25 protein-coding genes are annotated in these 25,115 nt (G+C 32.2%); 14 read left to right on the top strand and 11 right to left on the bottom strand.

Features of this window, described 5'->3' with window-relative positions; translation table 11 throughout:
* Positions 1–18: 18 nt before the first annotated feature.
* Both BOW57_RS14160 and BOW57_RS14155 read right to left on the bottom strand, forming a co-directional pair.
* On the bottom strand, positions 19–426 hold the full coding sequence (locus BOW57_RS14160; protein ID WP_129055144.1) for an SRPBCC domain-containing protein: 408 nt from the start codon (positions 424–426) through the stop codon (positions 19–21).
* Positions 427–443: 17 nt separating this feature from the next.
* Complete coding sequence (locus BOW57_RS14155; RefSeq protein WP_129055142.1) at positions 444–854, bottom strand: VOC family protein; 411 nt, start codon at positions 852–854, stop codon at positions 444–446.
* A 143-nt stretch (positions 855–997) separates the two neighbouring features.
* On the opposite strand from BOW57_RS14155, the gene BOW57_RS14150 reads away from it, so the two are divergent.
* On the top strand, positions 998–1,963 hold the full coding sequence (locus BOW57_RS14150) for a GlxA family transcriptional regulator (protein WP_089054477.1): 966 nt from the start codon (positions 998–1,000) through the stop codon (positions 1,961–1,963).
* Between the two features lie 486 nt (positions 1,964–2,449).
* Here BOW57_RS14150 and BOW57_RS14145 read toward each other — a convergent pair whose 3' ends face one another.
* The 7 genes from BOW57_RS14145 to BOW57_RS14115 all read right to left on the bottom strand — a co-directional run bounded on the left by BOW57_RS14145 (position 2,450) and on the right by BOW57_RS14115 (position 9,695).
* Positions 2,450–3,709, bottom strand: coding sequence for a hypothetical protein (locus tag BOW57_RS14145; protein ID WP_129055140.1), 1,260 nt, complete (start codon positions 3,707–3,709; stop codon positions 2,450–2,452).
* A gap of 205 nt (positions 3,710–3,914) precedes the next feature.
* Positions 3,915–5,147, bottom strand: a complete 1,233-nt coding sequence (gene clpX / locus BOW57_RS14140) for an ATP-dependent Clp protease ATP-binding subunit ClpX (protein ID WP_089054474.1) — start codon at positions 5,145–5,147, stop codon at positions 3,915–3,917.
* A gap of 178 nt (positions 5,148–5,325) precedes the next feature.
* Positions 5,326–6,000, bottom strand: coding sequence for an ATP-dependent Clp endopeptidase proteolytic subunit ClpP (clpP, locus tag BOW57_RS14135; RefSeq protein WP_089054473.1), 675 nt, complete (start codon positions 5,998–6,000; stop codon positions 5,326–5,328).
* A 328-nt stretch (positions 6,001–6,328) separates the two neighbouring features.
* Positions 6,329–7,651 carry a trigger factor gene (locus BOW57_RS14130; RefSeq protein WP_129055138.1) on the bottom strand — a complete coding sequence of 441 codons (1,323 nt, stop codon included), beginning with the start codon at positions 7,649–7,651 and terminating at the stop codon, positions 6,329–6,331.
* Positions 7,652–7,767: 116 nt separating this feature from the next.
* Positions 7,768–8,112: a phage holin family protein gene (locus BOW57_RS14125; protein ID WP_129055136.1), complete on the bottom strand. Its 345-nt coding sequence runs from the start codon at positions 8,110–8,112 to the stop codon at positions 7,768–7,770.
* Positions 8,113–8,164: 52 nt separating this feature from the next.
* A complete protein-coding gene (locus BOW57_RS14120) occupies positions 8,165–8,929 on the bottom strand; it encodes an alpha/beta fold hydrolase (RefSeq protein WP_129055134.1) in 765 nt (254 codons plus the stop codon).
* A gap of 52 nt (positions 8,930–8,981) precedes the next feature.
* The gene (locus tag BOW57_RS14115; protein WP_129055132.1) at positions 8,982–9,695 is read right to left on the bottom strand and encodes a pyridoxine 5'-phosphate synthase; all 714 of its coding nucleotides are present in this window, start codon (positions 9,693–9,695) and stop codon (positions 8,982–8,984) included.
* 116 nt (positions 9,696–9,811) lie between these two features.
* Between BOW57_RS14115 and BOW57_RS14110 the strand changes: the two genes are divergently transcribed.
* The 8 genes from BOW57_RS14110 to murI all read left to right on the top strand — a co-directional run bounded on the left by BOW57_RS14110 (position 9,812) and on the right by murI (position 18,273).
* Complete coding sequence (locus tag BOW57_RS14110; RefSeq protein ID WP_089054468.1) at positions 9,812–10,471, top strand: CBS domain-containing protein; 660 nt, start codon at positions 9,812–9,814, stop codon at positions 10,469–10,471.
* 92 nt (positions 10,472–10,563) lie between these two features.
* Positions 10,564–11,448 (top strand): NAD kinase, encoded by an 885-nt coding sequence (locus tag BOW57_RS14105; protein ID WP_089054467.1) that lies wholly within the window; start codon positions 10,564–10,566, stop codon positions 11,446–11,448.
* 173 nt (positions 11,449–11,621) lie between these two features.
* Positions 11,622–12,311 carry a DUF6089 family protein gene (locus tag BOW57_RS14100; protein ID WP_129055129.1) on the top strand — a complete coding sequence of 230 codons (690 nt, stop codon included), beginning with the start codon at positions 11,622–11,624 and terminating at the stop codon, positions 12,309–12,311.
* A 4-nt stretch (positions 12,312–12,315) separates the two neighbouring features.
* A complete protein-coding gene (locus BOW57_RS14095) occupies positions 12,316–13,056 on the top strand; it encodes an isoprenyl transferase (protein WP_129055127.1) in 741 nt (246 codons plus the stop codon).
* Entirely contained in the window at positions 12,989–15,763 is a 2,775-nt protein-coding gene (locus BOW57_RS14090) for an outer membrane protein assembly factor (RefSeq protein WP_164973714.1), read from the top strand. The genes BOW57_RS14095 and BOW57_RS14090 overlap by 68 nt, the downstream gene beginning before the upstream one ends.
* A gap of 42 nt (positions 15,764–15,805) precedes the next feature.
* Positions 15,806–16,825: an OmpH family outer membrane protein gene (locus BOW57_RS14085; protein WP_129055125.1), complete on the top strand. Its 1,020-nt coding sequence runs from the start codon at positions 15,806–15,808 to the stop codon at positions 16,823–16,825.
* Positions 16,826–16,839: 14 nt separating this feature from the next.
* Positions 16,840–17,343, top strand: a complete 504-nt coding sequence (locus BOW57_RS14080; protein WP_199170255.1) for an OmpH family outer membrane protein — start codon at positions 16,840–16,842, stop codon at positions 17,341–17,343.
* Positions 17,344–17,496: 153 nt separating this feature from the next.
* Positions 17,497–18,273, top strand: a complete 777-nt coding sequence (murI, locus tag BOW57_RS14075) for a glutamate racemase (RefSeq protein ID WP_089054464.1) — start codon at positions 17,497–17,499, stop codon at positions 18,271–18,273.
* Between the two features lie 2 nt (positions 18,274–18,275).
* Here the strand turns inward: murI and BOW57_RS14070 are convergent, their stop codons facing one another.
* Positions 18,276–19,514, bottom strand: a complete 1,239-nt coding sequence (locus tag BOW57_RS14070) for an aromatic hydrocarbon degradation protein (RefSeq protein WP_129055123.1) — start codon at positions 19,512–19,514, stop codon at positions 18,276–18,278.
* Entirely contained in the window at positions 19,515–20,843 is a 1,329-nt protein-coding gene (locus BOW57_RS14065) for a DUF4270 family protein (protein ID WP_129055121.1), read from the bottom strand.
* A 240-nt stretch (positions 20,844–21,083) separates the two neighbouring features.
* Here BOW57_RS14065 and BOW57_RS14060 point away from each other — a divergent pair, with 240 nt between their 5' ends.
* The 5 genes from BOW57_RS14060 (at position 21,084) to BOW57_RS14040 (ending at position 25,057) form a co-directional block, all read left to right on the top strand.
* The gene (locus tag BOW57_RS14060; RefSeq protein WP_129055119.1) at positions 21,084–22,091 is read left to right on the top strand and encodes a kelch repeat-containing protein; all 1,008 of its coding nucleotides are present in this window, start codon (positions 21,084–21,086) and stop codon (positions 22,089–22,091) included.
* A complete protein-coding gene (locus BOW57_RS14055) occupies positions 22,081–22,410 on the top strand; it encodes a DUF4907 domain-containing protein (protein ID WP_129055117.1) in 330 nt (109 codons plus the stop codon). The genes BOW57_RS14060 and BOW57_RS14055 overlap by 11 nt, the downstream gene beginning before the upstream one ends.
* Entirely contained in the window at positions 22,411–23,520 is a 1,110-nt protein-coding gene (locus tag BOW57_RS14050) for a sensor histidine kinase (protein ID WP_129055115.1), read from the top strand.
* Between the two features lie 11 nt (positions 23,521–23,531).
* Positions 23,532–24,242 carry an intradiol ring-cleavage dioxygenase gene (locus tag BOW57_RS14045; RefSeq protein ID WP_129055113.1) on the top strand — a complete coding sequence of 237 codons (711 nt, stop codon included), beginning with the start codon at positions 23,532–23,534 and terminating at the stop codon, positions 24,240–24,242.
* A 98-nt stretch (positions 24,243–24,340) separates the two neighbouring features.
* Complete coding sequence (locus BOW57_RS14040) at positions 24,341–25,057, top strand: LytTR family DNA-binding domain-containing protein (protein ID WP_129055111.1); 717 nt, start codon at positions 24,341–24,343, stop codon at positions 25,055–25,057.
* Positions 25,058–25,115: the final 58 nt, after the last annotated feature.

Below are 25,115 nucleotides of genomic sequence, written 5' to 3'. Positions count from 1 at the left end.
TTTTTTTTAAAATTATTGTTATTCAATATTTTCTACGTATTTTTTAAAATTGTTAATTACAGCCTGACACCATTGTTTCTGCATGCTTTCAGAATCATCTTTTGTGGGTTCAAATACTTCTGTTACTTTTACCTTGCTGCCATAATCTTCAAAATGAACGCTTCCTGTTCTGTTATCTAAAAGCTTATATTCTATTAATCTAAATTTTTCTATTTTGATATACTCACCTTCAAAATCGAAACCTGCGCTTTTATCTTTGGTCTCCATTACGTATTTAAATTTACCTTTTACCTGTAAATCATTTTCTGCTTGAGGCGTATGCCAGTCGTCAAAAGCATAATTCCAGTTTTGTATGTGTTTTGGAGAAATCCAAAAATCCCATACTTTCTCTATAGATGCATTAATTGTATTTTGAACTGTAATCATTTTTTTTCTTTTAAAAATTACATCTGCTCTGGAATTTGAGTTTCATCCATAAAGAAAACTTCCCAATGATGTCCGTCTAAATCTAAAAAAGTTCTTTGATACATCCATCCATAATCGTTTGCTTTTTGATAATCTGTTCCTCCTGCTTTGACTGCCTTGTCTATTATTTCGTCGACCTCTTTACGTGTTTCAACAGAAATAGAAATAAGGACTTCGCTGGTTGTATTTGAATCACAAATCTCTTTATCGGTAAACGTTTTATAAAACTCTTCAAGCAAAAGCATTACATTTATGTTTTTACCAATAATAATACAGGCTCCCTTTTCATTTGTAAATTTCAAATTGGTAGAAAATCCCAATTTATTAAAAAATGAAATTGCTCTTTTTAAATCTTTTACAGCAAGATTTATATAAATTTTTGTCTCCATAATATCTAAAGTTACAAATTATTTAAAGCAAATTTAGAATATTACTATCGGCTTTAGGATACAATAAAAGTCAACTTTAGGGGCATTTGAGACATTTTACTTACATTTGTTACATCATTAATCTTCCAAAAAACCACAGAATCATGAGCACAAGAGTAGGTTTAATCGTCCCTCACGAGTATAAATTGTTGAGTATTGCTGCCATTTTAGAAGTATTTGAAACAGCTAATAAATTAAGTAAAGAACCTGAAAAACCATTTAATATTATGGTTTTTCAATCAGTAGAACAAATTAATGAGGAATCTTTATTTGGATATGAAACCAACTCTATTGAAACTTCAAACAAAGTTTTGGATTTGATTTTGATTCCTGCTTTCACTACTGATGATATGAGCGGAATGATCGCGAAGAATAAAAACTTTATTCCATGGTTAAAAAAACAGCACCAATCTGGAGCTGAACTGGCAAGCTTTTGCACAGGAGCATTTTTGTTTGCTGCATCAGGATTATTAAACGAAAAACTGGCTACTACTCATGTTGATGCCTGCAGTGCTTTTACAAAAGCTTTTCCGATGGTAAAACTAAAACCAGAAGAAACTTTAACTGCTGATGGCAGTTTGTATACAAGCGGCGGCTCGACCTCAACATTTCATTTGTTGATTCTTTTGGTTCAAAAATATTGCGGCAATGAAATTGCAGTACAAATTGCCAAGATTTTCTCTATTGATTTAAATCGATACAAACAAAGTTATTTCAGCACTTTTAGGCCAAATCATCTGCATAATGATACTTTGGTTGCTATGTTACAGCATAAAATTGAAAGCCAATACCACAGCATAGAAAAACTGGAAGAAATCACAAAAGACATTCCCACCAGTGCCAGAAACATGACGCGTCGTTTTAAACAAGTTACCGGGATTCCGCCAATTGAATATCTGCAAAATATTAGAGTCGAGAGTTCTAAAAAATATCTGGAGCAAACGCAGCTTTCTATTTCAGAGATTATTGAAAAAACGGGATATAATGACCCGAAAGCTTTTAGAAAAGTATTTTATAAAATGGTCGGAATGAAACCTATTGAATATCGAGAGAAGTTTAGGGTGCAATAGAAAATTTTTTAAAAAAACCTGCTCAATTTAATGAACAGGTTTAAAAGTAAACTTTGACAAAGTTATTTGAGATAAGAAGCAATTTCCATGCTTTTCAATAATCATAAAAATGAATATTTCACCTCCGTTTCTTTTTTATTAACACAATTACACAAATTGACGATATTATAAAAGTCAAAAAAAGAAATAAAAACAAAAAATCGATTCTTTTATAATTAGTTATTAAACTAGGTATCTGTGTTATTAATAAACCTAAAAAGCAAAAAGACAAAATTTTATTGACTTTGCTAATAAGAAAAACAATTAAAGTTGCCAATATAGGCAAAACAAGAAATCCTTGCCAAAATATCGAATCTGAATTACCAGATAGACTAGTAATAAATTGACGTAAGCAGAATAATAAAAAGGCAAAATATGGAATTCCATTTTCACTAAGCCCTGGTAGCATTAAAAATGAAATTATTGCTACTATTTTTAGAATTTTTATTATGGACATGTTCTTTTCGTTTTTGGTGCATAACTTGGATTAGAAGTATGATTTGGCACTTTTTGTAATGTGTTCGCAACTGTACCAGGTGTCTCGAACGAATTATTACTTGCAACTCCCACAATATTCAATACATCAGCTGTAAAATCTGAACAATTATTAGCATCTAAATCGTACCAACTATTTTGATATTTTTCTGACAAAGATATAATTTTCTGTAATTGCTGTGGAGTAATTTGTCCTATATTTCCTGATACATCATAAGCATGCTCCCCATTTTCACCCATTATTCCTGGTCCAGAAAATGATTTATCATATCCGTTTTCTGGATAAAATCCATAAATCATTACATTATTACCTTGCGAAATAGATATAAAAGCATGACCTACATTAACCTTTGCTAAATTAGTTTTTTCTGCATAAACGGTTAAATTTGCACTTGTTGCTGTATTTAAGCAACTTAAGAACTTTTTAATATCACTTATAGGTAATTTTGGAGGAGGAGGCATAATTGGATTTCCACTTGCATTTCCACCTGTACCACCGTCGCCTACATAACCAGAAGTATAATCTGCTGAACTCCCTCCTGTAATATCTTTCCCTCTTGGTGTGTAATACTGTGCATCTATGTAATTGTTCTGAACCACTACTGGTCTTAAATATACTTGTATACCAGAAGTTACAGGCAAAGATGAATTACCATCATCCGATTCCTGAGGTACTTTAGCAGTAATATTTTTTATATTTACTTTATCTTTAGATAAAACTTCTACTTCTCCATTTTCTACAGCTACATCATTTATAAACTTTGCAGATTTTATAAAACCTGATTTTAGATCCCAAGCAGCAATATATCCGTTAAAACCATTTGATTCTACACTTACAATATCTTCAGTATCTTTATCAGGATAAAACTCATATAAGAGTGCTTTATACCCATTCCTATTTAATTTATAAATGTAAAGCCTTTGTTCCCAAGTTTCGCTTTCGTCTTTTTTTGCTTCTGCAATTGGAACGACAATTAATTGAGCACCATCTTTGGTTTCTTTAATCTCGGCATTTTCCCATTCGTAATTTAAATTTTTAAACAAATCAAGATTATCTCCATTTCCTTCATATTTTTTAAACCATTCTTTGGCAAGTGAAACATTCTTAATTTCTGGACTTAATAAATCCTCATCTTTTTGACACCTCAAAAAAGTGACTGAAATTATCATTACAGTACTTAAAATAATAATTTTTTGAATTTTTTGCTTCATAATTTATAATATTTAAGATTAAAACTACAAATCAAATATATAGAATAAATTCTTACAATAAATTAATTTGTACGAATTTATTTAAATTACCCGAAAATGGGTTGAAATTCTAAAAAAGCATAAAAAAAACCTGCTCAATTAAATGAACAGGTTTATGAAAGAAACTTTGTCAAAGTTTTGAACTTTGACAAAGTAATATCAAGATTTAAGAAGCAATTTCCATACGCTTCAATAAGTTTTTACTTAAAGTATGCTCTGCATAATCTTTATCAATAGATAAAACTTTATCATCTGAACTAGGCAGTTCGTACATTGCATCTGTTAAGATTGCTTCGCAAAGCGAACGTAATCCACGAGCTCCTAATTTATACTCTAATGCTTTATCAACAATAAAATCTAATGCTTCATCTGTAATGGTAAATTCAACCTCATCCATTAAAAATAATTTCTGATATTGTTTTACTAGTGCATTTTTAGGCTGTGTTAAAATCGCACGAAGTGTTTCGCGATCTAACGGATCCATATGTGTTAGAACTGGCAAACGACCAATAATCTCTGGAATCAATCCAAAATCTTTAATATCTTTAGGAATAATATATTGCAGTAAATTGTCTTTGTCAATATTATCAACATTTTTAGAAGTTGAATATCCAACTGCTTGACGGTTTAAACGTTTTGAAATAATACGCTCCACTCCATCAAAAGCACCACCAGCAATAAATAAGATGTTTTGAGTATTTACCTCAACAAATTTTTGATCTGGGTGTTTACGTCCTCCTTTTGGTGGTACGTTTACAACTGTTCCTTCTAATAATTTTAATAATGCCTGCTGAACACCTTCTCCAGAAACGTCACGCGTTATTGATGGATTATCGCTCTTACGTGCAATTTTATCAATTTCATCAATAAATACAATTCCTCTTTCAGCTTTGGTTACATCATAATCTGCAGCTTGTAGTAGACGTGTCAAAATACTTTCAACATCTTCTCCTACATAACCTGCTTCTGTTAATACAGTTGCATCAACAATAGCCAAAGGAACGTCTAACATTTTTGCGATTGTTTTAGCAACCAATGTTTTTCCTGTTCCGGTTTGACCAACCATGATAATGTTACTTTTTTCAATCTCTACTTCGTCGTCTAATTGCTGCTGCATTAAACGTTTGTAATGATTGTAAACTGCAACCGACATTACTTTTTTAGTCTGGTCTTGTCCGATAACGTATTGATCTAAGAAAGCTCTAATTTCTTTTGGTTTCTTTAAAATTAAGTCACCTACAAGTTTTGAGCTTCCGCTTGATTTTAATTCTTCTAATACAATTCCGTGTGCTTGTTCAATACACTTATCACAGATATGTGCATTGATACCCGCGATTAATAAATTAGTTTCTGGCTTTTTTCTTCCACAAAACGAACATTCTAATACTACTTTTGCCATTCTTTATTTAAGTTACTAAGCTGCAAAGATACTAAGTTTCTAAGCTTTTTAATTTAAAACTTAAAAACTTAACTCCTTTACAGCTTAATCTTTATTTTTTGTTTCAAGTTTAATTTTGTTTCAGGTTTCATGTCAATCTTAGAACATTCGTTCCTGCAACTTTCAACCTTTAAAAAAATTATCCTCTTCTTAATACTTCATCAATCATTCCGTATTCTTTTGCTTCGTCAGCAATCATCCAGTAATCACGCTCACTGTCTTTGTGCACTTTGTCAAAAGTTTGTCCTGAATGCTGCGAGATGATATTGTATAATTCATCTTTCAATTTCAACATTTCGCGTAAGTTGATTTCCATATCAGTTGCAACTCCTTGTGCTCCTCCTGACGGCTGGTGAATCATAACTCTTGAATGTGGTAAAGCTGAACGTTTTCCTGCCGCTCCTGCGCATAATAAAACTGCTCCCATAGAAGCTGCCATTCCTGTACAAATTGTTGCTACGTCTGGCTTGATGTATTGCATTGTATCGTAAATTCCTAATCCTGCATAAACGCTTCCTCCCGGAGAGTTTAAGTAAATTTGAATATCTTTTGAAGCATCAGCACTTTCTAAAAATAATAATTGAGCTTGAACGATGTTTGCAATTTGATCATCGATACCTGTTCCTAAAAAAATAATTCTATCCATCATCAATCTTGAAAACACATCTAATTGAGAAATATTCAACTGACGTTCTTCGATAATATATGGAGTCATATTAGTTGGATTCATCGCTGCTATGATTTTGTCATAGTACATCGCGTTTACTCCTTGATGCTTTGTAGCAAATTTTTTGAATTCTTTACCGTAGTTCATATGTATCTGTTCTAAGTTTTACTTTATTTAATATATATATTCTTTTATCAAAGGTTGTACCTCTTTCTAAAGGATGTCAATTTGTCTTCTTTTTTAAGATACTAAGATTCCAAGCTGCTAAGATTCTAAGTTTTTTTCTAAGAAACGTTCACCAACTGAAACCTGAAACAAAAAAAGAACGTCAATAGAAGAAAAACTTCCATTGACGTTCAAATATAATTATTTTTATCTTTCAGTTTCTGTAATAAAATCTTAATTTTTAAAATCAAGTTAATGAAGTCTGCTTCTTAACTTTTGACTTTACAACTCTCGACTTTCAGACTAAAATTTATTCTCCGTAAGAAGCAGCAATAAATTCTTCGTAAGTTACTTCTTTAGTTGTTGGATTTGCTTTTTCTTTAAACAATTCTAACAATTTCTCTGCTACAACTTGCTCAGAAAGTCTTTTCACCTCTTCTTGGTTAGATAAAACTCTTGCTACAATTCCTTGAACTTCTTCGTCAGTTGGGTTAGTTTGACCAAATTGAGCCATTTGTTGTTTGATAGCGCCTGTTGTAAAAGCTTTCAAATCATCAAATGTAATTTGGATATTACTTTGTGCCATAGCTTTTCCTTCGATTAATTGAAAACGTAAACCTTTTTCAGATCTTGCGTATTCAACTTCAGCTTCTTCTGCAGAAAGTTTTTTCTCTCCAACAGTTTGTAACCATTTTTTAAGGAATTCAGCTGGTAAATCAAATTTTGTGCTTTCGATCAAGAAATCTTGAACGTCTAATAATAATTTTTGATCTGCTTGTTGTGCAAATTGAGCTTCAGCGTCTTCTTTAATTTTAGATTTTAAATCTTCTAAAGAAGCTACTTTTCCTTCTCCAAAAAGTTTATCAAATAACTCTTGGTTTAATTCAGCTAATTCAGCTCCGTTGATTGCTTCAATAGCAAAGTTTACTTCGATATCTAAACCGTGAACATCATCATGAGATACTTTTAAGTAATCCATTAATTGGTGATCATCTTCAAATAAACCTTTTGTGCTTACTGCAACAACATCTCCAACTTTTTTACCGATGAATTTATCTCCAGCAGCTTTATTGAAAGTAGATAATGAAATTGTAGTTGTATTGTTGATACCTTTTTCTTCGTTTGAGAAAGTTCCAGTTAAATCAGAATCTGCAGACACCACTTCTTGCGGGATTGCTTTTCCGAATTGTTTTTGGATACGCTCTACTTGACCGTCGATTAATTTATCATCAGCCGTTACGATATATTTTACGATATTATTTTTTGCTTCTAAATCAATTTCGAAATTAGGAACTAAACCAATTTCATATTCGAAAGTTAGTTCTTCAGCATCCCAATCAAAGTTTTCGTTTTCTTTAGCAAGAGGAGTTCCTAAAAGATTTAATCTTTCAGATTGAACAAAACGCTCTAAAGCTAAATCAACTACTTTTTTAACTTCTTCTTGCTTGATCGCTTTTCCGTATTGTTTTTCAACAAGGTCTTTAGGAACTTGTCCTTTTCTAAAACCTTTCACGGTAGCCAATGGCATTTTTTCGTTTATTCTTTTTGCTACTTGACCTTTATAATCCATGTGAACAACGTTTAATACAATCGTTTCATTCACAGCGTCTATTGCTACTCTTTTAATATCCATCTTCTTCTTTAATTTACATAATAAAATTGGGTTGCAAAATTATAAAATTTTTGCAACCCAACCAAGTTTTTAATATATTGTATTTGAAGCGGTTTTTAAGTCACTTTAATACCTTGTTATTTATCGTCTCCTACTATTTTATATGTAATAGATTGCAGAATAGATAATATAACACTAAACAATAAAGCTGTCCATAATGAATCAACTGCAAATCCTCCTACAATATTAGTGCACAACAAAATGATGACAGCATTAATAACCAATAAAAACAATCCCAATGTAACCACTGTTACCGGCAATGTCAAAATAACCAATATTGGTTTTATAAAAAGATTCAATAATCCTAAAACCACTGCAACGATAATTGCCGTAGTAAAACTGGCCACATGCACTCCTGTAAGAAAGTTAGCAATTAACAAAACTAAAGCAGCCGTAATAAGAAGTCTAAGTAATAATTTCATATCTTTTTCTTTTTAAATTTTAATAAAAGTAATACTTTTTTTATCAAAAAAATTACTCTTTTAAAAACGTTGTTGTCAATTCAAAAAACATTTTTGGATTTTCAGCATGAAGCCAATGCCCTGCATTTGGAATGGTTTCTAATTTTAAATTAGGAAAATGTTTTCGAATATCTTCAAGATCTGAATCCTGAATATAACCTGAATTTCCGCCTCTTATAAATAATGTCGGCTTATCAAAAACCAAATTATCTGCCAGCGGTTTTCCAATTGCATCCAAATTATTATTAAAAACAGCGAGATTAAATCTAAATGCTAACTGACCAGGTTCTTTCCAATATAAATTTTTTAATAAAAACTGACGAGTTCCAAAGTCAGGCACGTACTGCGCTACTATTTCCTCAACATCATTTCGACTTGGCTTTACAGAAAAATCAACCGCGTTCAACCCTGCCAAAATATCTTGATGATGCTGTTTATAGAATTTAGGACCAATATCTGCAACGATTAATTTATCTACAATTTCAGGGTGCGTTGTCGCAAAAAGCATAGCTACTTTCCCGCCCATTGAATGCCCAAGAATATCAATTCTAGTTAGATTATTTACCTTACAATATTCAAACACATCCTGAACCATTGCTTCATAACTCCATTCATCAGAATGAAAACTGCGCCCATGATTTCGTAAATCTAAAATATGAACCTGAAATCCTGCTTCTACATATTGTCCTGCAAGTGTTTTCCAATTGTCAGACATACCAAGAAATCCATGCATGATAATAAATGGTTTTCCTTCGCCTTCTATTTTTGAGTATAACATTTATTTTTACATTAAATATTTATTTATCCTTTCTAAGAATCTTTTAGGAAACTTATTTCAATTTATTCAAATACATATTTACAACATTATCTAAACCAAGATAAAGCGCTTCTGAAATCAAAGCATGACCAATAGAAACCTCTAATAATCCTGGAATGTTTTGTTTGAAAAACTGAATATTATCTAAACTCAAATCATGTCCGGCATTTATTCCTAAACCTAATTCATTTGCCAATTTTGCAGCTTCAACATAAGGATCTATTCCGTTTTTATTCCCCAAATCATATTGATGTGCAAAAGCTTCAGTGTACAATTCAATTCGATCTGTTCCTGTTTTTTTCGCTCCTTCAATAACCTCCAAAACCGGATCTACAAAAATAGAAGTCCTAATTCCGTTTCGTTGGAACTCTTGAATAACTTCTGTTAAATAAGATTGATTTGCTATTGTATCCCAACCTGCCGAAGAGGTAATGGCACCAATCGCATCTGGAACTAATGTAACTTGATCAGGCTTGCATTCAAGAACTAAATCAATAAAATTATGCTGCGGATTTCCTTCAATATTATATTCCGTAGTAACAATTGCTTTTAAATCGCGCGCATCTTGATACCGAATATGTCGTTCGTCTGGACGTGGATGAATCGTGATTCCTTGTCCTCCAAAACGTTGTATATCGACAGCAACTTTTAATAAATCAGGAACATTTCCACCGCGTGCATTTCTAAGCGTTGCGATTTTATTGATATTTACACTTAACTTTGTCATATAAATAGATAATTAATTCTAGTAACACTATATTTGTTACGACAAAAATACAAAGTAAAACGCAGCAGTTTTTGGTATTTTTTGATTATTTTGCATGAAATATCTCCAATTGATTTATGACAGAAATTACAAACTATATCACCAATGATTTCGGACCAATTGATGGTCAGGAAACTATAGCATCGGTTCAAGACTTTTTTGCCGAGGTAAATTTTTCTCATTTCCCTGTTTTGGAGGAAGGAATTTTCATTGGAAGTATTTCTTCTGATGATGTTGAAACTTTTGATTCAGATAAAAAAATAATTGATTACAAATATACTTTAGAACGTTTTTTTGCTAGAAAATCAATGATTTGGCTGGATGTTTTAGAAGTTTTTGCAAAAAACCACACCAATACAATTCCTGTTCTTGACGAAAACAACTCTTATGTAGGCTATTATGAGATAGAGGACATTATGAAGTTCTTTCAAGAAACTCCTTTTATAAAAGAGCAAGGCGGAATTATTATTGTTCAAAAAGGTCTTTTAGACTATTCGATGAGTGAGGTAACACAAATCGTTGAAAGCAATAACGGAAAAATACTAGGATGCTTTGTCTCTGAAGCTGATTTAGAAAATGTTCAAATTACCATAAAAATAGGATTAGGTGCAATGAATGAGATAATTCAAACTTACAGAAGATATGGTTATGAAATAATCTCAGAACACCAAGAAGACACTTATATTAACAGCTTAAAAGAACGCTCTGATTATTTAGACAAATATCTTAATATTTAAATTAGAAAATTGGTCAATGAGAAAATTAGAAAATGTTCTCAACTAAATAAATTATCAAATTAACACATTTCCTCATTATCTAATTAAGACGAATGAAAATAGCCATTTACGGACAATATTATCAAAACAGCACTGAACCAATTATAAAAGACATTTTCTTGTTTCTTACTTCAAATAATGTCGAAATTGTCATTGAAGAAAACTTTTTGGAAATGCTCTATGAAAAGCAGCTTGTCAAAAAAGAGTATTCTACTTTTTCATCAAGCACAATTTTAGATGATAGCTTTGAGATGTTGATTAGTATTGGAGGCGACGGAACAATGTTAAGAGCAGCTGCTTTAGTTCGCAGTTCAGGTGTTCCACTTTTAGGTATAAATGCAGGCAGATTAGGTTTTTTGGCGAAAGTTCAAAAAGAAAATATCGACAGCTTACTGCAGTATGTTATTGACCAAAACTACACCACATCTGAACGAACGTTACTTGGTTTAACGTGCGAACCTAAAAATGATGCCTTTGCAGAACTTAATTTCGCAATGAACGAAGTTACAGTAAGTCGAAAAGATACTACTTCGATGATTACTGTAGAAACTCACCTAAACAACGAATACTTAAGTTCGTATTGGGCAGACGGCTTAATCATTTCTACGCCTACCGGCTCTACAGGATATTCATTAAGCTGCGGCGGACCAATTTTAACGCCAGATGTAAAAAGTCTAGTCATTACTCCTATTGCACCGCATAACTTAACCGCAAGACCACTTGTTATACCAGACGACACAGAAATTACATTGCGCGTTTCAGGCAGAGAAGATCAATATTTGGTTTCATTAGACTCTAGAACTTCTTCTGTAAAAAACGAATCAATTTTAAAGATCAAAAAAACTGATTACAAAATAAAAATGGTCGAAATACCAGGCGAAACTTTCTTAAAAACATTAAGAAACAAATTGCTCTGGGGCGAAGACAAGAGAAATTAACCCTATTTCTTACTTAATACTATACGATAATAGGACATTTTCTCGTTCTGCCTGTAGTGAATCATCATTAAATGTCTCAAATTCATATTGTAAATTGAAAAAAAAGCACATTTATGTAAAGGAACGTTGATTCGTATCGATAATTATTATATTTGCACGCAATTCTGAATTAAATGAAGAAAATTTTTAATTTATTGTTATGTTTTTTTCCCTTTATTACACTAAATGCTCAAATCAATGAGATTGGTGTTTTTCTTGGCGGAAGCAACTTTGTAGGCGATGTGGGAAGCACAACTTACATAAATCCAGATAAGCTGGCTTTTGGCGTTTTGTATAAATGGAACAAAAGCCCTCGTCACTCTTATCGAATTTCTTACACGCAATCTACCATTGCGGGAAATGATTTAGACTCCGATGAAACAGGAAGAAGCGGAAGAGGATATCGCTTTGAAAATAACGTAAAAGAAATCTCTGCGGGTTTGGAGTTTAATTTTTTTGATTTTAATTTGCATGATTATCACAGAAAAATTACACCTTATATATACTCTGGATTAAGTTTTTTTATTTATGATGGATTGTATCGCTATAAGACAACCCAAAATATTACACAAAGCACAAACTCAAATTCATTTGCAATACCAATGACACTGGGTATAAAATCAAATATAACATCTCGCTTTGTCTTAGCGGCCGAAGTTGGAGCACGATATACGTTTACAGATAACATTGATGGCAGCAATCCAAACACCAGCAATGCAAACATTTTAAAATTTGGAAATTTAAACAACAATGATTGGTATGTTTTCTCGGGTTTAACGCTAACGTATACCTTTGGACAAAAACCTTGCTATTGCGCACAATAATACAATGAATTTAATAGACTCTATAGATCAATCAAACTTACCAAAACATCTGGCCATTATTATGGACGGAAACGGACGCTGGGCCAAACAACAAGGCTTCCTAAGAGCATTTGGACATGAAAATGGCACAAAATCTGTAAAAAAAACAATTACAACTTGCGCTAAGCTTGGTATCGATTACTTAACCTTATATGCTTTTTCTACAGAAAACTGGAATCGTCCTAAACTAGAAGTTGAAGCATTAATGAAAATTTTAATCAATTCATTAAAAAAAGAACTAGTTACGCTTCAGGAAAACAACATCAGACTTAATGCAATTGGGAATCTTGAAAAATTACCAAAATCCGCACAAAGAGAACTGCTTGATGTAATTGATAAAACTAAAAACAATACTCGTCTTACTCTTACGCTAGCTTTAAGTTACGGATCGAGAGAAGAATTGGTAAATGCCGTTAGAATCATCAGTGATAAAGTTAAAAATAATATAATTTCAATAGACGCTATTGACGATTCAATTATAAATGAGCATCTTTACACGCAAAATTTACCTGATGTAGATTTGTTAATACGAACAAGTGGAGAACATAGAATAAGTAATTTTTTGCTATGGCAGATCGCCTATGCAGAATTGTATTTTACTAATGTCTTGTGGCCAGACTTTAAAGATCAAGATTTATATGAGGCTATTATTAGTTATCAAAAAAGAGAACGTAGATTTGGAAAAACCAGTGAACAAATTAAATAATTTTTTAGTGTTACAAAAAAGAATACAAATAGTCTTTACCCTTTTACTTTTGGGTAGTTTTTCACAAATTAAAGCACAAGAAAGAGTTCCTTTTGATCAAGGAAAAAAGTATATACTGGCCAAAGTTTCTGTAGTTGGTAAGATTAGCTTTAACGAACAAACTGTAGTAACATTTTCTGGACTTCAAACAGGTCAAGAGATAACTGTACCGGGAGAAGAAATCACTGGTGCAATTAAGAAATTAGGCAAACTTGGTCTTTTTGACGAAATCGCTTTTTACATTAATAGAGTTCAAAATGACAGTATTTATCTAGATTTAAATATTGTTGAGCTTCCAAAGCTTAATGAAGTTAAAATCACTGGTGTAAAGAAAAGCAAAATCGAAGCTTTAATTAAGGACAACAATTTAACCAAAAACAAAATTGTAAACGAGAACTTAATTACTACCACGAAAAACTACATCGAAAACAAATACAAAAAAGACGGTTTTTACAATACTAAAGTTACCATTACAACGACACCAGATACAATTGCCGGTAATCAGGTTAATATGTTGGTGCGTATAGACAAAGGCGACAAAGTAAAAATCAGCAATATCGACTTCACTGGAAATAAACAACTTACAGAAAGTCAATTAAGAGCCGCGATGAAAGACACGAAACAGAAAAATGTTTTCCGTGTTTTAAAAGCTTCTAAATTTATTCCAGAAAAATACAAAACCGACTTAGAAAAAGTTATCTCGGCATACAAAGAAAAAGGATATCGTGATGCACGTATTATTTATGACTCTGTTAAATATAACAAAGAGAAAAATATGCTTGGCATTAAAATCAATGTCGAAGAAGGAAACAAGTATTACTTTGGAAATATCAAATTCTTAGGAAATACCGTTTACTCAGATCAGCAGTTAAATCGTTATTTAGGAATCAAAAAAGGAGAAGTTTATAATGGTGTAATGCTTGAAAAAAGAATTGCAGACAATTCAAAACCTGATGGTGAAGATATTACAAACTTGTACCAAAACAACGGTTATTTGTTCTCAAAAATTAATGCTGTAGAGGTAAAAACGGTTAATGATACTATTGATTTTGAAATTAGAATTACTGAAGGTCCAATTGCCTATTTCAACAAAATATACGTTACTGGTAACGACAAAACAAATGACCACGTAATTTATCGTGAGTTAAGAACAAAACCAGGTAACAAATACAGTAAAGAAGAACTAGTTAGAACCATTCGTGAAATTGGACAATTAGGATTCTTTGACCCTGAGTCTATCAAGCCTGAATTTAGAAATGTTGATCCAGGAGCAGGAACAGTAGATATCGAATACCAATTAGTAGAAAAAGGATCTAGCCAGGTTGAACTTCAAGGAGGTTACGGCGGCGGCGGTTTCATTGGAACATTAGGATTATCATTCAACAACTTTTCGGCACGTAAATTATTTGACAAAGATGCTTACAAACCGCTTCCAATGGGAGATGGACAAAAAGTATCATTACGTTTACAAGGAAGTACTTATTTCCAAACTTACAGTTTATCATTTTCTGAACCTTGGTTTGGAGGAAAAAAACCAGTACAATTTAGCTCATCTATCTCGTACAGTAAACAGTTTAATAATAATTATGTTACAAGAACTGTTGATAGAAGCCAAAGTTTTAATATTTTTACAGTACAAGTTGGTTTAGCAAAACGTCTTACTGTGCCAGATGATTATTTTGTATTATCACAATCTATAAGTTACCAGCATTATGATTTAAATAATTACTTTACTGGTTTGTTTACCTTTGGTAATGGAGCATCTCGAAACTTAGCTTACACTATTGGAATTTCAAGAAGTAATAAAGGGGTTAACCCAATATTCCCAACTTATGGTTCTGAGTTTAGTGTCTCAGCTAAAGTAACACCTCCATATTCATTATTTAATGGAGTAGATTATGCTAACTTAGGAAATGAAAAAGAATACAAAACAAGATATACTGGTACAACCACTACTACAGGAGCTGACGGGCAACCAATAAATCCTGGAGATTACACAAAAAGCGAATCTATAAATGGTAGTAATCAAACAGTAAGTGTGGGATCTGACTATGCAAATGCAGATACGGATCAAGCAAAAGTGGATCAGAAAAAATACAATTGGTTAGAATATTATAAAGTTAAATTTAAAGCAGACTGGTATACTAAGGTATATGGAAAATTAGTTTTAAGAACATTAACAGAATTTGGTTTCTTAGGTGCTTACAATCAATCTAGAGGTGTTGTACCGTTTGAACGTTTTTATTTAGGAGGAGACGGAATGGCACAGTATTCTATGGATGGTAGAGAGACTGTACAGCTAAGAGGTTATCCGAACAACTCATTGACGCCAATTATTGAAGACAAGACAAGTTCTAGATATGGCCAGCAAATTGGAGCAACTATTTACAACAAATTCTCAATGGAATTACGTTATCCAATAACTTTAAAACCATCTGCATCGATCTATGCATTGACGTTTTTAGAAGCAGGTTCATCATATCCAACATTCAGGGATTACAACCCGTTCGATTTATATCGTTCTGCTGGAGCTGGTTTACGTGTATTCATGCCTGCATTTGGATTATTAGGTATCGATTTTGGTTATGGTTTCGATGCTCTGCCAGGATCTGTTACAAACAAAGCAAATGGCTGGGAAACTCACTTTATAATTGGACAACAATTTTAGGAATAATACGTTTGGTTAAAAATCATCGAATAAAGTAATGTTATGAGAAAACAATTTTTATTTATATTTTTAGCCTTGATTGTAGCTAATACAAGTCAGGCACAAGGCAAGACAACTAGAATTGGTTACATAGATATGGAATATATCTTGGAGAATGTTTCTGATTATAAAGAAGCAAAATCACAATTAGAGTTGAAAGCTCAAAAGTGGAAACAAGAAATAGAAACAAAAAAAACAAACATCAATACGCTTAAAGAAAATCTTAAAGCAGAAAAAGCTTTGTTAACCAAAGAATTAATTGATGAAAAAGAAACTGAAATTAAGTTCTTAGAAAACGAAATGCTGGATTATCAGCAAAAACAATTTGGAGCTGACGGAAATCTAATTCGACAAAAAGCTGCTTTGGCAAAGCCTATTCAAGATCAGGTATTTACTGCCGTTCAAGATATTGCAGAAGCTAAAAATTATGATTTTATTTTTGATAAATCATCAGATTTGACGATGCTTTTCAGTAACAAAAGATTTGATATCAGCGATCAGGTTATACGTATCTTGAACAGAACTGACAAAAGAGAACAGTTGACGAAAAAACAATTGAAAGATCAGGAAGTACAAGAAAGTAAAGAAAATGCTATCGATGAAAATCCTGCTATGGCTGATCGACAAAAAGTTCTTGATGAAAGAAAAGCCGCTAGAGAAAAGCTTATTGAAGACAGAAGACTAGAGCAAGAAGCCAAGAAAAAAGAGTATGATGACAGGCGAAAAGCGATACTAGAAGAAAGAGAAGCTAAAAAAAATGGCACGGTTTCTGAACCAGCAAAAACAACTCAGGCAGCAAAAACAACCGAAGCAGTTAAAACTGATGGTACGACAGCAAAACCAGCAGCAGCTGAAACAACAACAGCTTTACCTGCAATAGATAAAGCTGCCGAAAGACAAAAACTTTACGAACAGCGTAAAAAAGAATTAGAAGAAAGAAGAAAAAAAATATTAGAAGAAAGAGAAGCGGCGAAAAAAGCAAGAGAAGCCGAAACACAAAAAACTAATACGACCAATAATTAATTAATATTTTAAAAATGATGAAACAAATCAAAACTTTACTAATTGCTGCAATACTAATTTTAGGAGCAAGTAACACAATGAACGCACAGGCGAAGGTTGCCCATGTTGATGTAAGCGACATTATGTCGAAAATGCCTGCTATGCTTGATGCTCAAAATCAACTGCAAAAATTAAGTGGTACGTATGATGCTGAATACAAAAAAATGGTTGATGAATATCAAACTAAAATCAAAAAGTACGAAGCTGAAGCTGCAACTGTAACAGAAGCTGTTAATGGAGATCGTTCTAAAGAAGTTCAAGACATGCAAAAAAGAATTGTTGACTATAGAGACAATGCTCAAAAAGAATTGCAACAAAAAGAAACTGACATCGTAAAACCATTAATGGAAAAAGTAAGAGCTTCTATCCAAAAAATTGGAAAAGCTAAAGGTTTCCAATATGTTTTAGATGGTTCTACTCTTTTATTAGCTGATGGTCCAAACATTACTGCTGATGTAAAAAAAGATTTAGGATTCTAATAAAAACGAATTCGTTAATTAAAAACTGTTCAAATTTTTTAAAAATTTGAACAGTTTTTTTTTACATTTATTTAAAATAAAAAAGACGTATCATTCGCAAATTACAATTAATTTCAACTATCATTTTGTTTCAAAAAATACTAAATTTGTACTATGACAAACGATAATCCTATAGGTGTTTTTGACTCTGGAATTGGGGGAACTTCAATTTGGAGCGCTATTCATGACTTACTTCCAAATGAAAAAACAATTTATCTAGCCGATAGTAAAAATGCTCCTTATGGTCAAAAAACCAAAGAACAGATTGTTGCCTTAAGTAAAAAAAATGTTGATTTTTTACTGGAAATGAAATGCAAATTAATTGTTGTAGCGTGCAATACAGCAACGACAAATGCTATTCGTGAACTCCGTAATGATTATGATATTCCGTTTATTGGAATTGAACCTGCAATAAAACCTGCAGCCAATAACTCTAAAACACAAGTTATTGGTATCCTGGCTACAAAAGGAACATTAAACAGTGAGTTGTTTAATAAGACTGCAGAAATGTTTCAAAACACAACAATTATTGAACAAGTTGGTTATGGGCTAGTTCAGTTAATTGAAGATGGAAATTTGTATTCTACTGAAATGACACAGCTTTTAGAATCATACTTGCAGCCTATGATAGATGCAAACATTGACTATCTTGTTTTAGGATGCAGCCACTACCCCTATTTAATTCCTCAGATTAAAAAAATACTTCCAGAACATATTCAGATTATAGATTCTGGAGAAGCAGTAGCAAGACAAACTCAAAATATTTTACGCGAAAAAGTTGGTTTTACAACAGCTCAAAAAAGTGAACCTATATTTTACGTTAATTCAAATCCAGTTGTTTTAGACTCCATTTTAGAACATAAATATAACGTAGTCCAAAAAGATTTCTAATTTTATTCTATTTTTCTCTTAACAAACCAAATACCATCTAAAGATAAGTTTACAGACAATTTATGATAATTTTCTTTAATTAAATTGTTTGAAATACTTCCTTTTTGCCCGTACGAATATGAAATATTTAAGGCTGAAAAAGTATTTTCGATAGGCAGATTAACTCCTACTGAAATTGAAGCATTGTTAATCCTTTTTCCATCTATTTCGAGATATCCTGTATCAAAATTTGCACCTGCAGAATATTTGACTCTGTCCCAATATTTTCTGTAATTTCGTTTTTCGTTAAAATAAGTAAAACCTAACGCAAATCTGTCTTGATTTACATAATCACCATAGAAATCAGATTGTTTTGTATCACTCCACAAACTTTTTTCATAATCAAAAGTCATATTCAAGACTTTTTTGAATCGTTTACTAATACCAATTCCAATTTCTAAAGGCATATAATAATCGTCTACATCAGAAACTGTTTCAGGTTGAATATCACTCACCACCTCATCATTTATCGACTCAACCGACTGTACTTTTGAACCTTTAATTTGTGCCGGTAATTTAACTGTTGCACCGATAGTAAACGTAGAATCAATTTTATACTGAGTTCCCAACGTTGCACGAAGTCCGTTATAATCTGTTTTTTTATGTATAGTAGTTATTGAATTGAGAATTGTAAAAACTCTGTCATCAACAGTGTTTCCGAATAACAAAGCTGCAGACGCTCCTACTGTAAGTTTTTTACCAAATCGATACCCATAAGAAAAATCAAAATTATTTAATCCTCCTGAACCTGTTGCTGATAAACTATACGATTCCTGACTATCTGAGATTGGCAGGATAAGATTAGAAATTTTAAATGCCGAGCTAGAATACGGACGTAATGCAACACTAAAACCAGAATTTTTAGTAACTGGAAAAGCAAAAGCAATATGAGAAAATTGAAAATTGTTACGATTCTCCTTTTTTGAATTGTTTTGATAGGTTGTTGCAATAGCCTTACCACCAACATCAAACATAAAATGATTTAATGGAAGTGAACCTAATGAAGCTGGATTAAGGTTATTAATAAAACTATCTGATGGCAGTGCAATTCCTGCTGATCCAATTGACGGAAGCAATCCAAAATCAGCATCATACAAACTGCCTACTCCATACAATGAATATGGTGAGCTTGAAATGCTTTGAGAAAATGATGCAAACGACATTAAAATGGCACAGTAAATAAAAACTATTTTATTTTTCATTTAATAAGAGATGTAATATATTTTTAGTTGAATTTTATTGTTTAAATGCTTTTGATCCCCTAAAACAATTCGATCTACGGTTTTAGAAATACCTGGAAGCGTAAGGATCAAAGAAGATTTAGAATCAGAAGCTCGAAGCATTTCCTTTTGTAAAAAATTACCCAACGGAATAGTATATCCGATGTTTTCGTTGAACTCATCACTTTTCTTATTCAAAATACCATAAACTGCTGCTCCAGCAGAATTTAGCAACGAACTGCTTATTCTATTTAAGTTGTCGCCTACATATATTTTTAAGGAATCTGCAAGTGGGTATTTTTCAGAATAAGAATTATTAACTGGTTTTAAAATCAATTGAGCATCGACAATAGCGCCATTATCTGAAATATATTTCAACTGTCTTAAGTTTGGAAAATCGATACGACAAGCCACTCCTGTTCCAGACTGAATAAATCCCTGTCCGTTAGTCGCTGTGCTCGAAAGTTTACTGCTCGATATAGGCAGATTTTGAATTAACGTTCCTGTTTTATCTAATGAAATAGAATTAAACTGCTTTGTAGCATCTAAAATAGAAAAATCGATCACAAAAGGAACCTCATCAACACCCGCTTGATATTTGGAGTAATACAAACGCACTAAACTCTTGGAAGTATTAAACCCAATAACACTTGACGAGTTAGACGATGATGGTACAATTACAAGCCCTTTTAGATACTCTGTAAAAGAGTCAAAATCTGTAATATCTCTTTTCTTTATTTTTTGAAAAAGAGCTTCTCCAAATACATTACTCATTTTTATATTAATCGAATCTTTTCCAACTGGGCGCGGCTTGTATGAAAATGTTCCCAAACTTTCCTCATCGTAACTCAAACTCGAATTATTATAAAAACTTCCAGAATCAGTATTTGGTTTTACTTTTTGCGTTAAGCGATGAATATTAAATGTTTGAATTTTAGTTGTATCGCCATAAAAATAGTTATCATACTTTAACACCATAGAAATGGAATCAAAAACATAATTAACATTCTCTGTATCGGAACCTTCATTATTTAAAGCATAATTACTTGATGACAACTGAAAATAACTACTCGATTTCACCTTCCCAAAAATAGGATCATCGTAATTTCCAACCAATATTCGGCTTTGGTTTGAAGTCACCAGTGAATCAAAATTTATGGTAGACATTTCAACCGTTACAGTATCAATCATAACAACCTTATTGTTCAACGCCAAATAATCAGATCCAACTACAAACTCTCCTGCATCAGTATCTGTTCCGCATGAAAATAATGTAAAAGCAATAAACAACACAAACAATAACTTACGCATAATCAATTTTTTGCGCAAATATATAATGGTGAGGTTTAGACGGCATCATAACATATACAGTCGTACATTTTTGTACTATTAAAGGCAAAAAAGCATCTACAATAGACAAAGTATCGTCAATAACTCATTCGCCTTTAAAAAGTCTGATTTAGTCTATCAAAATGGGCAATACATATATCTTCTTTTTTTTAAATCCTTCTCCAACCTACTTTTGAACCAATAAATAAATTTTAATACACTATGAATAATTTTAAAAAAGGAATATTATTCGCTTCATTACTTTCTAGTCTCTTCTTTATAAGTTGCAGCAATGACGACGAGGATGATGAATTAATGGGAAACTGGGTAAAGAAATCGGCTTTTGACGGACCGGCAAGATCTAGCGCCACAAGTTTTGTAATTGGTGATTATGCTTATGTTGCAGCTGGTTATACTGGCGATGTATACTTGAAAGATTTATGGGCTTACAACTCAAATGGAGACTATTGGGAGCAAAAAGCAGACTTTATTGGTGTAGGAAGAAGTTCTGCATCTAGCTTTGCATTAAACAATAAAGGCTATATTGGACTTGGCTATGACGGAACTAATAAACTGAAGGATTTTTATCAATACGATCCTTCCAACAACAGTTGGACTCAAAAAACAGATTTTGCTGGAACAGCTCGTTATGCTGCTGTAGGTTTTCAGGCTGGTGGTAAAGCTTATTTTGGAACGGGTTATGATGGAAACTATCTAAAAGATTTCTATCAATATGATGATCAAGCAAACAGCTGGACACTTGTAAACGGTTTTAGCGGTAATAAAAGACGTAATGCAACCGTATTCGTAATTGCTGATAAAGCGTATCTGGCAACAGGGATTAACAATAGTGTTTACCAGGGAGATTTTTGGGAATTTGACCCTTCAACTGATACTTGGACAAGAAAAAGAGATATTGATAAAAATACCACTGATGATTATTCGTATAATGACGAATATGCAATTGTACGTGCCAATGCATCAAGTTTTAGCATGAATGGACTAGGATATGTAGTTGGAGGCGAAAATATAAAAACAATTTGGGAGTACAATCCAACTACTGATCTTTGGGTTGAAAGAACTCCGCTTGAAGGCGCAACAAGAACTGATGCTGTAGGTTTCACTATAAATAATCGCGGTTTTTATATGTTAGGAAGAATTGGTTCTTCTTATTTTGATGATGCTTGGGAATTTAAACCTTTGGAGGAACAAAATGACAATGATAATTAATACTAAACAATTCTTTTGGAGTAACATCCAGAAGAATTTATTGCTTTTGTGTCTTGTTTTACAAATAGTTTCTTGCGGAAAAAAAGAGATTTATAGAACAGAAACTTTTCAAACCAATTCTGGCTGGGGATACTCGATTTCGTATAAAGATAAAATCATTATTAAGCAATCGATTATCCCCGTAATAAGTGACAACAAAAGTTTTTCGACTCAAGAAGATGCATTAAAAACTGCTCATTTGGTGGTTGAAAAACTCAGCCAAAACTTATCACCAACAGTAACTAAAAATGAATTAATTTTATTAAAAATAAAATTATAAATGAAAATCGGAGCCATCAAAAATACTAACTCAAATAAAATTCTATTCCATTGTATTATATGGGTTTTCTTCATTCTGACTTCTTTAATTCAGTTTTATGAAAGTCCGTTTAGAATCAATAATGATTTTTATATTCAGTGGGCATCAGGAATAATGTTGTTTTACCTCAACTATTATTACATGGTTCCGTCTCTTCTTTTACAAAAAAAGTACTGGCAGTATTTTTTATTTGCCTTTATAATTATTGCTGCTTTTATGATCATCAGAATTAATTATTTTATTCCTGAATTCAGACATTTACCTCCTTCAAATATTGTCCGCCCACATTTCATGCCAAATGAAACTGTACTTTTACGAAAAACTGACAACTTAAAAATCGAAATGAAACGTCCGCTTTTCTTTAAAATCGGCCCTTCTTTTTTCTATATTTTAATTCTTACCATAAGTGCAATTATTAGAACCCTGACAGAGTTTTACAGCAACGAACAAAACAAACTAATTGCCGAAACGCATCGAACAAATACGGAACTGACTTATTTGCGCAAACAAACCAATCCGCATTTTTTATTCAATTCTTTAAACAGTATTTATTCTCTAGCACATAAAAAATCTGATTTGGTCCCTGATGCCATCGTCACATTATCTGAGTTAATGCGTTATATGCTGTACGAAACAGATAATAAAACGGTGGCTTTAGAAAAGGAAATAAATTATATTCAGAATTATATTGAACTGCAAAAACTAAGACTTAACAACATTGAAGATATTGTAATTAATGTTCATGGTAACACTAAAAATAAGTTTATCGAACCTTTACTGCTGATATCATTTGTTGAGAATGCCTTTAAGTACGGAACAGATTATAAAGGTGCAGCACATATCAAAATTAAAATTTTCATTTCAGAAAACAATCTTGATTTCTGGATTGAAAATACAATTGAAAATTATATAAAAGACCCCGAAAATTCAGGGATTGGTCTCGTAAATATTCAAAACAGACTGGATTTACTTTACCCAAATGCTCATGAACTAACTATAAACCAAGACAGCCAATTTTACCGCGTGCATTTAAATCTAAAATTAGATGAAATTAAAACTACTGTAAATTAAACATTGAAATTATGGACAGAAAAAAATTCATCCGAAATGGTCTTTTGGGCATCACAGCTTTGGCTGGTGCTTCAAAAATATTAGAGTCGTGCTCTAAAAGTGATAATGATGATTCTGGCACAGATTTATCTGGTGACGGAAGCTGCACAGTTTCACCATCTGAAACTAAAGGTCCTTTTCCTATCAAAACACCAAGTCAATTAGTTTTAGAAAATATAAAATCAGACCGAGTTGGAGTTGCTCTATTAATCAATTTAATTATTGAAAATAAAAACAATAACTGCCTGCCTCTGTCGAATGTTTTAGTTGATGTATGGCATTGCGACAAAGACGGCAATTATTCTGAATACGGCGGAACTCAAATGCAGCAGACGGATTATACTTCTGTTCATTTTTTAAGAGGAAGACAAACAACAAATGCTAAAGGAGAAGTTTCATTTATTTCTATTTATCCCGGCTGGTACCAAGGCAGAGCTCCTCATGTACATGTTGAAGTTTTGTCGAGCAGCGGATCTTCATTATTAGTTACTCAAATTGCTTTTCCTGAAAGCACTTCGAGTACTGTTTACTCAAGTACTAATTATGCTGCTCACGGACAAGCTGACACTTCTAATATTAGAGATAATGTTTTTGCAGACAGTATTGCCAGCGAGCTGGCAGTTTTAACAGGTAATTTGACGGATGGTTATACTTTGACCAAAACAATTACTGTAAATGGGTAATTAAAATCAAACCAGTATTTTATGATAATTTTAAAACTTAATTCACTGGTTTAAAACTACTTTTGAACTCCAAACCGAATAAATTTAAACTCTTACAGATGAAATGTGTAATTATAGATGACGAACCATTAGCTGTTGAATTATTGGAAGATTTTGTACAAAAAGTTGATTCGCTTGAATTGATCAGTACTTTTAATAATGCTATTGATGCCGTTTCATTTATCAATCAAAATAATGTTGATTTGATTTTTTTAGACATTCAAATGCCGCATTTTTCAGGGATAGATTTTTTAAATACGATCGAGAAAAAACCACTTGTAATTTTTACAACTGCCTATTCTGATTATGCTGTCGAAGGGTTTAATCTTGGTGCTGTCGATTATTTAGTAAAACCAATTCCTTTTCACCGTTTTCTAAAATCAGTAGTACGTGCACAGCAAATTGTTAATCCAACTGCGGCTGTTTCTTCAATTGCTGAAAATACACTTGTTCCAGAGCTCGAACAGGATTTTATGTTTGTAAGAGCTGAATACGAAAATGTTAAAATGAATTTTGCTGATATCTTATTCATCGAAGGTTTAAAGGATTATGTAAAAATCTATACAACCGATAATAAATATACACTAACATTAATCAGCTTAATAAAACTTGAAAATTTACTTTCAAGCAAAGGGTTCTCCAGAATTCACAGATCTTATATCATTAATATAAAACATGTGAAATCGATACAAAAAAATAAAGTTTTGATTAGCGATAAACGGATTCCTATAAGTGAAAGCTACAAGAATGCTTTCTTTGAAAAAATCAATCTTTAATTTAGAAAATTCCAATACTAAAAATTCCAAATTCCGGTAAATCACGTTTCATTGGAAT

Source organism: Flavobacterium sp. YO64 (genome assembly GCF_004119505.1).
In the GTDB taxonomy this organism is placed as follows: Bacteria; Bacteroidota; Bacteroidia; order Flavobacteriales; family Flavobacteriaceae; genus Flavobacterium; species Flavobacterium oncorhynchi.
The sequence above is the reverse complement of the archived record's forward strand: the minus strand, read 5'-3'. Positions and strand labels throughout refer to the sequence as shown.